Annotated in this window: 10 protein-coding genes; 7 read left to right on the top strand and 3 right to left on the bottom strand. The window is 44.1% G+C overall.

Translation table 11 applies throughout. The features are described from left to right. Positions 1-69: 69 nt before the first annotated feature. Positions 70-543, top strand: coding sequence for a glycine betaine ABC transporter substrate-binding protein (locus VIC_RS27125; protein WP_269078196.1), 474 nt, complete (start codon positions 70-72; stop codon positions 541-543). Continuing rightward, positions 488-1006 carry a glycine betaine ABC transporter substrate-binding protein gene (locus VIC_RS27120; RefSeq protein WP_269078195.1) on the top strand — a complete coding sequence of 173 codons (519 nt, stop codon included), beginning with the start codon at positions 488-490 and terminating at the stop codon, positions 1004-1006. The genes VIC_RS27125 and VIC_RS27120 overlap by 56 nt, the downstream gene beginning before the upstream one ends. A 13-nt stretch (positions 1007-1019) precedes the next feature. On the opposite strand, the gene VIC_RS08590 is transcribed toward VIC_RS27120, so the two are convergent. The 3 genes from VIC_RS08590 to VIC_RS08580 all read right to left on the bottom strand — a co-directional run bounded on the left by VIC_RS08590 (position 1020) and on the right by VIC_RS08580 (position 6564). Then, positions 1020-2795 carry a tetratricopeptide repeat-containing diguanylate cyclase gene (locus tag VIC_RS08590; protein ID WP_152472091.1) on the bottom strand — a complete coding sequence of 592 codons (1776 nt, stop codon included), beginning with the start codon at positions 2793-2795 and terminating at the stop codon, positions 1020-1022. A gap of 259 nt (positions 2796-3054) precedes the next feature. Continuing rightward, on the bottom strand, positions 3055-4251 hold the full coding sequence (locus VIC_RS08585; RefSeq protein ID WP_006959119.1) for an outer membrane protein transport protein: 1197 nt from the start codon (positions 4249-4251) through the stop codon (positions 3055-3057). A 3-nt stretch (positions 4252-4254) separates the two neighbouring features. Continuing rightward, positions 4255-6564: a lipase gene (locus tag VIC_RS08580; protein WP_006959117.1), complete on the bottom strand. Its 2310-nt coding sequence runs from the start codon at positions 6562-6564 to the stop codon at positions 4255-4257. 628 nt (positions 6565-7192) lie between these two features. Between VIC_RS08580 and VIC_RS08575 the strand changes: the two genes are divergently transcribed. The 5 genes from VIC_RS08575 to oppF all read left to right on the top strand — a co-directional run bounded on the left by VIC_RS08575 (position 7193) and on the right by oppF (position 12807). Next, the gene (locus VIC_RS08575) at positions 7193-8824 is read left to right on the top strand and encodes an ABC transporter substrate-binding protein (protein WP_006959116.1); all 1632 of its coding nucleotides are present in this window, start codon (positions 7193-7195) and stop codon (positions 8822-8824) included. A gap of 136 nt (positions 8825-8960) precedes the next feature. Then, complete coding sequence (oppB, locus tag VIC_RS08570) at positions 8961-9881, top strand: oligopeptide ABC transporter permease OppB (protein ID WP_006959114.1); 921 nt, start codon at positions 8961-8963, stop codon at positions 9879-9881. Between the two features lie 15 nt (positions 9882-9896). Further along, entirely contained in the window at positions 9897-10799 is a 903-nt protein-coding gene (oppC, locus tag VIC_RS08565; RefSeq protein WP_006959112.1) for an oligopeptide ABC transporter permease OppC, read from the top strand. 47 nt (positions 10800-10846) lie between these two features. Further along, positions 10847-11818, top strand: coding sequence for an ABC transporter ATP-binding protein (gene oppD, locus VIC_RS08560; RefSeq protein ID WP_006959110.1), 972 nt, complete (start codon positions 10847-10849; stop codon positions 11816-11818). Beyond that, positions 11815-12807: a murein tripeptide/oligopeptide ABC transporter ATP binding protein OppF gene (gene oppF, locus VIC_RS08555; protein WP_006959108.1), complete on the top strand. Its 993-nt coding sequence runs from the start codon at positions 11815-11817 to the stop codon at positions 12805-12807. Before oppD ends, oppF begins: the two co-directional genes overlap by 4 nt. Positions 12808-12954 lie beyond the last annotated feature (147 nt).

Here is a 12954-nt window from a genome sequence, read left to right as displayed (position 1 = left end):
GCTGTTTTAATCACTACGTGGTAACGGATGAACTAATCTTTATATATGAAGATTTGTTCGTCTGTTGCTATGAAGATAAACGCTGTATCGATTTTCTGCGGCTTAACCTACTGTTGTTCATCTAGTGTTGGTGCTGAAACCGTCCGGCTGCTTGAGCTTGACTGGTCAAGTCAGCGTGTCCTCACACACGTGTTGGCAGAGATATTACAGTCAAAGCACGTCGATACTGAAGTCATCACCATTCCTTCAACACCACAATGGATGTACTTGAGTACAGGGAAAGCGGATATTCAGGTAGAGGTTTGGGAAGGGTCAATGGGGCCACAATACCAAGAATTGCTGGACAAATCTTTGATTGAAGAGGGAACAACCCATCAAGCAAAGACCCGAGAGGAATGGTGGTATCCAGACTATGTTGAATCTTTGTGCCCCGGTCTACCTGATTGGGAGGCGCTGGAGTCGTGTTTTTCTGTATTTTCTGAAGAGGGTGAGCAAGTCGGTACTTTTTTATACGGGGCCTTGGGAGAAACCCGACAACGCTAGAATACGTGCCCTTAATCTCAACTTTAAAGTCGTTGTTCTACCAACCGGGCAAGCAATTAATCAGAAAATCCATCAATATGTTAAAGACAAAAAACCTCTGCTTATCTTTAATTGGACGCCCAACTGGGTTGAGTCTGTGTATTCGGGAAGCTTTATTGAGTTCCCTACCTATACACATGAGTGTGAAAAAGATCCTTCTTGGGGATCAAATCCCAAGTATTTGTGGGATTGTGGTAATCCATCGGGTGGTTGGCTGAAGATAGCGATTTCCAATCAGCTTAAAAGCCGTTCTCAATGCGCTTACGACGTAGTTCAACGCTTCCAACTTAACAATAGAGATATCGCGTTGGCGGCTACATTAGTCGATGTCGAACATTTTGATGTTAAAGGGGCTGCGAAGACTTGGATAGAACGTAACTCAGAGTACGTTGAACAGCTATTGATGTCGGTTAATTGCCAATAAACATTTCTTTCCGTCAATCTTGATAATGGAACGTAATACACTTGTTTCGCCCACTCTGCTTCGCTTGGTATAGGGCTTTATCTGCTTTTCTAAAAACACGATCCCAATCCGTTTCAATGTCTTGGTAATGGCACAGCTGAGTTCCGACTGAAATGGTTACAGCAAGGCTATCTTCATCGATATGAATCTTATGACTTTCAACGCTCTTTCTAAGCCTTTCTAAGGTTTCTTCAACTGTATGTACGTTATCGATAGGAATGATCATGACAAACTCTTCACCGCCCCAGCGAGCGATAATGTCATGGCTGCGAGTATTGTTCTTTAACTGATTCGCCGTTGCTTTGAGTACAGTATCACCCACGTCATGGCCGTGAGTGTCGTTGAATTGCTTGAAGTGATCAATGTCGATCACACTCAGAGCATAAGACTTATGTTGTTGCACATTATCAGACTGCGACAACCAGTTTTCGATATAGCGACGGTTAGCTAAGCCAGTGAGTGGATCCGTGGTGTTTTGACTCTCTAGCTCTTTAGTAATTCGCTTCATCTTCCACAGGCGTCGAATGACAAGATATGCTAATGCGAAAAACAGGGTAATAAATAGAATCTCACGGGTACGTTGAGACCGCAGCTTGGTTTGCTGCAATTCATTTTGAGCCTCAAGCAACTCTATTTCCCGTTTATTTAATTGCCTTTCCAGAGCATTTTTCTCACTCAGAATCTCGTCGTCGTATGTCTGCCGATAGAAGTTTTGACGTACCTGTGATTGTTGTTTCATGTAAGCCAAAGCTTGTTGATAATCTCCTTGCGCCTCATAAGCTTTGACCAATGTCTCCAGAGTTTGAATTTCCCAAACCACTTCGTTGCTTTCTGAGGTATGCAGTACTTCGATGACTTGTTTGGCGTAGTCGATGCTTTTTTGATAGTCACGAGCGACAAAACTGGCCTCGGCATAGGCTTCATAACATGTGGCTAAGGTGATGTTTGACTTGGTATCGAGAACCTGGCTTTCTTCAATACATTTTCTGGCGAGTTTTAAAGCTTCTTGTGAGTTTCCAACGTCACTGTAACGCTGTGACATATTTGATAATGTTGAAAACTTAATCTTGTTTGACCCAGTTTTGTCGGCCTCCTTGAGTGCTTTCAACATGTATTGTTCCGAGCGCTCCTCTTTGCCCAACGCAAAATAGATGGCACTGGCATTTGAGTACATAATGGCTTCAAACAAGCTATTGTCATAACCGTGTTTTTGATAAAGATCCAATGCACGCTTGATGTATTTATTAGCACGTTTCCATTCTTCAGACTGCATGTAGACAGTGGCAATATTATTGAGCGTCATTGTGGTCTGAAAGTTGTCTCCAATCTCTGTCATCACCTCATATGCGGTTTTGTAATAACTGAGACTGGACTTAAGATTCGAACGCTGAATCTTAACGTTACCCAACCAACGATAGGTACGACCCAATAGCCGCTTATAACCAATGTCTCTCGCAATCGGGACGACTTCATGCAGTAAGAATTCCCCTTCCAAAAGTAGATCAGACTCGATTAAGTGAATAGCTTTGTTGAGTGTTGCTTCTGCACTGACCCATTCAATACGACTGTCGTCGCCGAGTGAAAGCAAATCGGGTATGCGAGGCGTTTGTAATCCTTCATATTTACGAAGATTTTTGAGGCCAAAGTAATAAAGAGCCTGCTCAGACGCAGACGCGTTTGGCGGCAATTCAATATGTGAAAGGTCGACTTGTCCTGGTTTACAAAGTGAGTCGTAGTAAAAGGTCAGCATTGCCTTTTGCTTGGCGTTCGTATGTGAGTAGAGATAATCGCTATCTGTCTGGATATTGCACGCTGACATAGCGGGCAGGGGGAGAGTGGAAATAAAAATTGCGACAATTAGCACAAAGAATGGGGGCATTATTCACCGAGTCAGAAGATAACGATAGCTCATGCTTAAGTTTATCATTATATAAATAGCCTGCCTAACCGCAGGAAAGAAAAAGCCAGCTTATTGCGCTGGCTTTGAATGGTTGTTTTTGCTGAGCCGATTAGAACGCGTAGTTCAACTGAGCTCCAACTAACCAAGCACTGGTGTTGACCGTTGCTTCGATGTTGTATTCATCAACAACAGTTTGAGATTCATTGATTGCCGCTTGCTCACCAGTCAGGTAACCAATGGACAGATCCAGCGTTAGCTGATCCGTTGCTGCGTATGAACCACCGAATGTAAACCAGTGTCTGTCAGTGTCAGGAATAGACAGTGAGCTGATTTGGTCGACAGGTGAAAGGTCATACATGTAGCCTGCGCGTAACTCGATGTCCTTATTTAGATAATGCGTAACCCCAACAGAAACATGGCCTGCATTCTTCCATTCGTAATCTTTGATCGATGCGCTGTAGTTCTCTGAAGTCAGCTTATCAAACTCAGACCAAGCGACGTATTGTAGGCTGTAGTGTGCGGCCCACTTAGCGTTGAGTTTGTGGTAACCGGAGAACTCAATGATGTCCGGAAGGGGAATATCAACACTATCAGTCTTACCTTGTTCCCAAGCGTAGACATCGCCTTCGGCTGTTAGCTCAGGGCTGTATCGGTATGACAAACCAAATCGATTGTTTTCATCGACCACATAGGCTACACCTAGATTGAAACCAAGCCCTATGCCGTCTGCATCAATTCGCAGAGGGTTAGCGCTGTTAGGTGTCCGAGATATCTCGCCTTCACCGTAAATAATATCGATGCCACCACCAAGTGACCAAGCTTCATTTAGCTGGAAGGCCGCTGAAAAGCCAGCATTGATGCTGCTAAGGTAAGTTTTTCCACCAAAGATCGGAGCTTCAAAGCTATCTTCAAACTCAACGTCGGTACCAAAGTTTGAGTGAACCGTCGCGCCTAGCGTCCAGTTTGTACCCTCTAATGGGTAAACCACGTGAGCATTAGGAATAAAGGTGTTGTTATCCAGCCCAGTATCGCCAATTTCCTGTGTCGTAGAACTAGGCGGCGTGTAACGAATATTGCTGAAGTCTACCTGGCTGGCAATATTCACTGCACCAACAGAGATCATCGGCTTGTCGATTAAACTCATAGCAGCAGCATTTTTCGCTACAACTGAGGCATTATCAGCAATGATTGCATCACCCGCGTATGCGCGGCCCAAGCCAGTTGCAGATTGCGCGTTAAGTTGGAAGCCAGCGGCGTGGCTTTGCAGAGCAACGAGAGGTAATGTGTAGATTACGAGCTTTTTCATGGATTAATTGTCCTTTTCAACTTCATGTTCATCTACGATATTGATGTAATCATCACTTTCGTTGAGAACAATATCGGTTCCCTTACTCTTGACCATATCCAAAACGGCTTCTTGTTGCGTTTTGCGTGAACTTTCAACATCTCCAAGATTTTCTGTGGATGGTAATCCACTTTCATCCATTGGGCCTTCGTATGGGAATAGGAAAGTACCATGGCCACCAACTGTTGCCTTAATGACACCTCGTATTCCGCTTGCATTGCTTGTAGTCTCCAAAATTGGGTCAAGACCTAGAGCACTAATCAGCGGATCTGTCCCCGTCATGATATTGTTATCGGCATTGTTTGGAACTACGGTATCAGGCATGTATTCGCCGACTTCACATTCGGTACCACAATCACCAACAGCTTCAATAAGCAAAGTTGGCTGCTTGGCTTCGCGTTGGCGAGCGACTTTGCCTGCTGGGTCAGCCCCATCAATTGTTTGCTGGACACCATGCTTTAAAACTGGAATTAGAGCGTCATAAATCTCGTCTTCCAGCATTTCAATACTGTCACTCAACTGATCACTATGGTTATTGAGCTGAGTGATACACTCTTCATTGCTTGTTTCAACAGTACACAAATTAGGTATCAAGGTTTCTGCGATGGCGCGCTGAACATCCGCTGATTTCTTGACTGACTCTTCCATCTCCGAACCAAGCGTTAGTGATGACAGAGTCAGGTTAACTAGACCTTGGCCTGGAACCGCGTAGTTAGCGGTTTCGAACTGCAGTTTTCTTATCGGATTACTATCTTGGTCATAGGTGGCTTCTGTTGTCATAACCGACATAATACCTCCTAGCGATACGCCAACTAGGTGCGCTTCTCGGCCAGAGAGCTCACCAAAGTTCAGGGCTGATCTTAGTCCGATAAAGTCACTGACCGACTGGTGAATATTGGAACGAAGAGCCAATGGAGACGTGATATTGATAAAGTACGATTTGTCTGCTCGAGCACTAATGGGCTTACCAAATGCTGGTCCTGGACAGTAAGTTATTGTTGTATCGTCACTGTAGCCTGAGGTGTCACAAATGATTCGATCACCGTGATAAGGCATATCGATAGCAGCGAATACATATTTTTTGCCTATACCTGTAACGTAGTCTTTGGCGACTAGGGACGCAGAGCCACGGTCACCGGTGATACCATGAATAAATAAAACTGTAGGATTCGCTGTATTTTCTATGTACTGTTTAGCAATTGCTGAGTGCAGTTTTTCGTTTTTATCTGTGAAGAGATCAGGCAAATAAAAATCTACAGGAATCAAAGTGGTAGGATCTTCGTGTACGTCAATTTTGCCTCCATTCTCAAAGAAATTTTGAGTCAGATGTTCGCCATTCTCACCAGCCATCCACTTAAACATTGATGGGCAACCAGCAATAGGATCGTAGCTGTTTAGTACACAGCTTTCTCTATTGGCTATGTCTTGTGTGAAAGGAAGGTAGTTATTGGTGGTGAGTGTTGCGCCGGTTACTACCGCGTACTTTTTAACCGTCCCCTTAATTTCTACAGTTAGATTTTCTAGATCTAGAGAAGGCTTGTTTTCAAGAGTTTGCTGAACAATGTTATCGATGCCTGCATAACTGCTCTGAGTTTTGAACGTTGCAGCGTAAGCGATACCATTTGCACCACCTAACTCCTGATATGCGCTTATAGCGTCTTTAGTAAGTTGTTGTAGGTTGGTTTGCTTCTCATCTATATCTTCTGGATTGGCATCTAACAGCTCTGTGAATGCAGTTGATGCTTGGAGAGAGATACCTTCAGTTGTTTTCACACCGCTTGTGACAATGAGGTGATATGTAGTACTTGGTTGAAGTGCAGATCCACATTCAACAACCAATTTCCGACCATCACTAGATAATTTGAGTCCGCCGTCAAATACGTTGTTTGTCTGACTATCTATTAGCAGTACATTCCCATCCAGCGAAGACTGGTCAATAGCGGGCACCTGACCTGAATTTACACTATCCAGTGGAATCTCTATTGGTTCAACACAAAGTCCCCAACCGTCAACCGCAGCGTAACTGGTTTCAAAACTCTGGTAGTAGGCCTCGTACTCTTCATTAGTCGAGTAACTTTGAGGAGATGATGGTTCATCGGGTAGGGAAATGGAGCCATCGTCATCGTATCCATAGCCATCATTTGGCATCGGGATATCGTTTAATGCAAAAGGAACTTCTACCGCAATGTTTTCTGTTGTGCTTTCTTCACCATCGCAGCCAGCGAGTATAAATGCGGCAGATAGTGATACAGCTAGTATATTGAGCTTTCTCATAATAGAGGTGCCTATACAGTTGTGGGGGTAGCGGTATATCAATGCGCATGTACCTCTCTCACAAATGATTAAGCTTAAAAAAAGCTAAGAAAAAACTAAAAATCCATATTTTTTATAAACTTAACTATTGTTATCAAGATGTTAATGTTTTGGGTATTTTGAGGCGATCGGACCAAAATGGGGCATGGAGCACATTACTTGTGCAACAGAGTGATTAACTTCACAGAATGCTATTTTGGTAAGAGGAAAGTAGTTAAATGTTATGTCGCTTACATAACTTTTGTTAAAAGTTTTGCACAATATTTAGAATAAGATGCTAAAAACTAGCGCCTTATTAGATGAATCGGCACTTCAATCTAAATCTGAAGAATTTCTTATTCTAATAAACTGGAAATCCTTTCTTTAGTAGTGTTTTTTACCAAAATGTTGCACTGGTCGGAGAATTAAACGATTTTTCGCTACATTTTTATGGCAAATTACACCGATGATTGATAATGTGTGCTGCAATCTTTGTAGGGTTTTAGATTTTTGTGCTTAAATTTTGCGCTAAACAGATCTAAATCACTGTCCGTTCTAGTGGCCTTACGAAGAAGTCATGGATGCAAATGAAAAACTTGGAGTTTTACTCATGTATAAGAACAAAATCACTCAAGCCCTTCTTCTGGGTGCTGGTCTGGCAGTGGCCGCTACTTCTACCGCAACACTCGCTGCAGATGTCCCTGCAGGAACTAAGTTAGCAGAAAAACAAGAACTAGTTCGTGGTAACGGTACTGAAGTTGCGACGATCGACCCGCATAAATCTCAGGGTGTTCCTGAGTCTCACGTGATTCGTGATCTTCTAGAAGGCTTGGTGAACCAAGACGCGGACGGTAACACTATCCCTGGTGTTGCGGAGTCTTGGGAAACAACGGACAACAAAACATTCACTTTCCACCTACGTAAAGATGCTAAATGGTCAAACGGCGACCCTGTAACTGCCGGTGACTTCGTATACAGCTTCCAACGTGCTGTAGACCCAGCAACAGCTTCACCATACTCTTGGTACATGGAATACACCAAGATGGCGAACGCGAAAGACATCATCGCTGGTAAAAAGGACAAGAGCACTCTAGGTGTTAAAGCAACAGACGACCACACTCTAGTTGTTGAGCTTGAAACCGCGGTTCCTTACTTCGTAATGATGACTGGCCACACAACGATGAAGCCAGTTCACAAAGCGACAGTTGAGAAGTATGGTGATCAGTGGACTAAACCTGAGCACTTCGTTGGTAACGGTGCATTCGTTGTAAACAACTGGGTAGTGAACGAGCGTCTAGAGCTAACTCGTAACGACCAGTACTGGGACAACGACAAAACGGTTCTTAATAAGGTCACTTTCCTACCTATCGAAAACCAAGTAGCGGAAATGAACCGTTTCCTATCTGGTGAGATCGATTTCACTTCTACTCTTCCTACAGAGCACTTCAAGCGTCTTAAGAAAGAGCACCCACAAGAAGTATCAGTGGAAGGCAGCCTATGTACTTACTACTACTCATTCAACACAGCTAAAAAGCCGTTTGATGATGTACGCGTACGTAAAGCGATTTCTTACGCAATTGACCGTGACATCGTAGCAAATGCGATTCTAGGCCAAGGTCAGAAGCCAGCTTATTTCCTAACTCCGGAAATTACAGCTAACTTCAACCCAACATTGCCTGCTTACGGTCAAATGTCTCAGAAAGATCGTATCGCTGAAGCGAAACGTCTTCTTGAAGAAGCTGGCTTCGGTCCAGATAACCCACTTAAGTTCAACCTTCTATACAACACTAACGAAAACCACAAGAAGATTGCGGTAGCGCTAGGTTCAATGTGGAAGAAAACACTTGGTCTAGAAGTTACTCTAGAAAACCAAGAGTGGAAAACTTACCTATCTTCTAAAGACCAAGGTGATTTCGAAGTAGCACGCGCTGGCTGGTGTGGTGACTACAACGAAGCAACTTCATTCCTAACTCTAATGGTGAGCTCGAACACTACCGGTGGTCAGCACTGGGGTAGCAAAGAGTACGATGCGTTGATTGAAAAAGCGCTGAAATCTACTTCTGAGGAAGAGCGTACTAAGATCTACCTAGAAGCTGAAAAGATGATGGCGAAAGAAATGCCTATCGCTCCAATCTACCAGTACGTACGTTCTCGTCTACTATCAACTGAAGTTGGTGGTTTCCCAGCGAACAACGCTGAAGAGAAGATCTACTCAAAAGATCTTTACATCAAAGCTCAATAATTCTGAGCAGATAGAACTATAAAAAATTTGGCTCTACATGTGAGAAATCACATGTAGCGCCTTATTTCAGTCCAAATTTATGGAATATGGGCTGATCCTTTTCTTTTTAACCGTCACAGACTGAAAGAGTGAGTTTATGCTTAAATTCATCGCAAAAAGGATATTTGAAGCGATCCCAACTATGTTGGTATTGATCACAGTATCTTTCTTTCTAATGCGTTTCGCACCGGGTAACCCTTTCTCGAGCGAGCGTCCTCTTCCGCCAGAAGTTATGGCAAACATCGAAGCTAAATACGGCCTGGATAAGCCAGTATTTGAGCAATACACCACTTATTTGACCAACGTTCTACAAGGTGATTTCGGACCGTCATTTAAGTACCTAGATTACTCTGTAAATGAGCTAATCTCGGTGGCGCTTCCAGTATCGGCAAAGGTTGGTTTTATCGCCTTTATCTTTACCGTGATTATGGGGGTGACCGTCGGAACCATTGCTGCGCTGAAGCAGAATACTTGGGTCGACTACACCATAATGTCGACTGCAATGCTAGGGGTTGTAATGCCATCGTTTGTACTGGCCCCAGCTCTGATTTATCTATTCTCCCTGCACTGGAATATCTTCCCTGCGGGTGGCTGGCATGATGGTGGCTTTAAGTATCTTGTACTTCCTGTCATTGGTATGTCTTTACTCTACGTAGCGACATTCGCCCGTATTACACGTGGTTCGATGATTGAAACGCTGAACAGTAACTTTATCCGTACTGCTCGTGCAAAAGGTCTAAGTTACCGCTACATAATTGTAAAGCATGCTCTTAAGCCAGCACTTCTCCCTGTTGTGTCTTACATGGGCCCAGCATTCGTAGGTATCATCACAGGTTCGGTAGTTATTGAAACTATCTTCGGCCTGCCAGGTATCGGTAAGCTTTTCGTTAACGCTGCATTTAACCGTGACTACTCGCTAGTAATGGGTGTAACCATTCTGATTGGTTTCCTATTCATTTTATTCAACGCGATTGTAGATATCTTACTTGCAATGATTGACCCGAAAATTCGCTACTAACAGGGAAGTTTGGTTATGTTAACGAAAAAAGAAAACCTTGAAGCGATTGAGAAGTTCTCTGAAAACTTAGAGATCGAAGGTCGCAGTTTATGGCAAGACGCCCGTATCCGCTTTATGCGTAACAAAGCGGCAATGGTGAGCTTGTTTATCCTATTTGTAATGACATTGGCGGTTATTGTTCTGCCAATGATCGCCCCTTATGCCTACGATGACACAGACTGGTATGCAATGCATGTAGGTCCAAGTGTAGATCATTGGTTTGGTACTGATAGCCTAGGTCGAGATCTATACGTGCGTACACTTATCGGTGGCCGAATCTCGTTGATGGTTGGTGTTATGGGCGCGTTGGTTGCGGTACTGATTGGTACGCTTTACGGTGCGGCTTCTGGCTTCATCGGCGGTAAAGTGGACCGTATCATGATGCGTATTCTGGAAATTCTGTACGCTGTACCATTCATGTTCCTAGTTATCGTACTGGTTACCTTCTTCGGTCGTAATATCATCTTGATCTTCGTTGCGATCGGTGCAATTGCATGGCTGGATATGGCGCGTATCGTACGTGGTCAAACCCTTAGTCTACGTAGCAAAGAGTTCATTGAAGCAGCCCATGTTTGTGGTGTGAGCAAGTGGAAAATTATCACTCGTCACATTGTTCCAAACGTTCTGGGTATTGTAGCCGTATACTCGACGCTGCTAATCCCAAGCATGATTCTGACTGAGTCATTCCTATCCTTCCTTGGTCTTGGTGTCCAGGAGCCGATGACAAGCTGGGGCGCACTACTTCAAGAGGGTGCACAAACGATGGAAGTTGCTATTTGGCAGCTAACATTCCCAGCGGCGTTCATGGTTGTAACTTTGTTCTGTTTCAACTACGTCGGTGACGGTCTGCGCGATGCGCTGGATCCAAAAGACAGATAAGTAAAAAGCAATAAATTATAAAATCTATAAAGATTAAGGAAGCAATGATGAGCTTATTAGATGTCAAAGATCTGCGTGTCGAATTTACCACTCAAGATGGTATTGTTACCGCAGTTAACGATCTAAACTTTTCTCTGAACCAAGGCGAAACTCTCGGTATCGTGGGTGAATCTGGTTCAGGAAAATCGCAAACAGTATTCTCTATCATGGGATTGCTGGCAAAAAACGGCATTATCTCTGGTAGTGCTAAATTTGAAGGTAAGGAAATCCTTAACCTTCCAGAAAAAGAACTGAATAAAGTACGTGCTGAACAGATCGCGATGATCTTTCAGGACCCAATGACGTCTTTGAACCCATACATGAAAGTTAGCGACCAGCTTATGGAAGTACTGATGCTTCATAAAGGTATGGGTAAAGCAGAAGCGTTTGAAGAGTCGGTGCGCATGCTTGAAGCCGTGAAAATTCCGGAAGCACGTAAGCGTATCACTATGTACCCGCACGAGTTTTCAGGCGGTATGCGCCAGCGTGTAATGATCGCAATGGCATTACTATGTCGCCCTAAACTACTGATTGCAGATGAACCGACAACGGCACTAGATGTAACCGTTCAAGCGCAGATTATGGATCTGCTTAATGAGCTGAAAGATGAATTCAATACAGCCATCATCATGATCACTCACGATCTGGGTGTGGTTGCTGGGTCATGTGACAAAGTGCTTGTTATGTATGCTGGCCGTACGATGGAGTACGGTACTGTCGATGAAATCTTCTACAAACCAAGCCACCCTTATGCTGAAGGCCTACTCAAAGCCATCCCTCGTTTAGATACGGAAGGTGAGATTTTGCCGACGATTCCGGGTAACCCGCCAAACTTGCTACGTCTGCCAACTGGTTGTCCGTATCAAGAGCGTTGTCACCGTGTTATGGATCGTTGTAAGCGTGAAGCGCCAATCCTGACACCATTTGGTGATGGTCGTCAGCGTGCATGTTTTTCAGAATGGGAGGCTTGGGAAAAATGAGTGCAGATAAAAAATTAATTCTGGATGTATCGGATCTTAAAGTTCACTTCAGCATTGCGTCTAAATCCGCTTGGCCTTGGTCTAAGCCATCGAACCTGAAAGCCGTTGACGGTGTTAATGTTCGCCTTTATGAAGGTGAAACATTAGGTGTAGTAGGTGAGTCGGGTTGCGGTAAATCGACGTTTGCACGCGCCATTATCGGTTTGGTTGAAGCGACAGATGGTGAAGTGGTTTGGTTGGGTCAAGACCTGACTAAGATGCAAGACGTACAGCGCCGCGAAACGCGTAAAGAAATTCAGATGATCTTCCAAGATCCGCTAGCATCGCTTAACCCGCGTATGACGGTTGGGGACATCATCGCCGAGCCTCTGGAGACTTTCTATCCTGAGTTGTCAAAAGAAGAAGTAAAAGATCGCGTTAAAGAGATGATGGCCAAAGTAGGTCTTCTGCCTAACGTAATCAACCGCTACCCACACGAATTCTCAGGTGGTCAGTGTCAGCGAATTGGTATCGCTCGTGCACTTATCCTCAAGCCTAAGATGATCATCTGTGATGAGCCCGTTTCTGCTTTGGATGTGTCTATTCAGGCTCAGGTTGTGAACCTTCTGAAAGAGCTGCAAAAAGAGCTAGGGTTATCCCTTGTCTTTATCGCACACGATTTATCAGTAGTTAAACATATCTCTGACCGCGTATTGGTTATGTATTTGGGTAATGCTGTAGAGCTGGGTGAAGCTGAATCGTTATTCGCTGATCCTAAGCACCCTTACACACGCGCTTTGATGTCAGCGGTACCAATTCCTGATCCGCACCTTGAACGCAATAAGCAGATCGAAATGCTGGAAGGTGATCTACCATCTCCAATCAGCCCGCCGTCTGGTTGTGTATTCCGTACTCGTTGCCCTCAGGCAACAGAAGCGTGTGCTAATACGAAACCGTCTATACAGGGCAGTGATGTTCATGCCGTATCTTGCCTGCATGTCAGTGTCTAGCCGATTCAGCCTGTGACGGGCTTAAGCGCGGCGTCCTTCGGGAGTCGCGCTTTTTTTACTTCAAATAATTCGAACAACAAAGCCAACTTATTCTGCTTTAGAGTAAGCTGGCTTTTTTTATACTTAGTCTATAGATATTAATCAGTT

It is taken from the genome of Vibrio coralliilyticus ATCC BAA-450 (assembly GCF_000176135.1).
GTDB lineage: Bacteria > Pseudomonadota > Gammaproteobacteria > Enterobacterales > Vibrionaceae > Vibrio > Vibrio coralliilyticus.
This window is presented reverse-complemented; position numbering and strand designations above follow the sequence as displayed.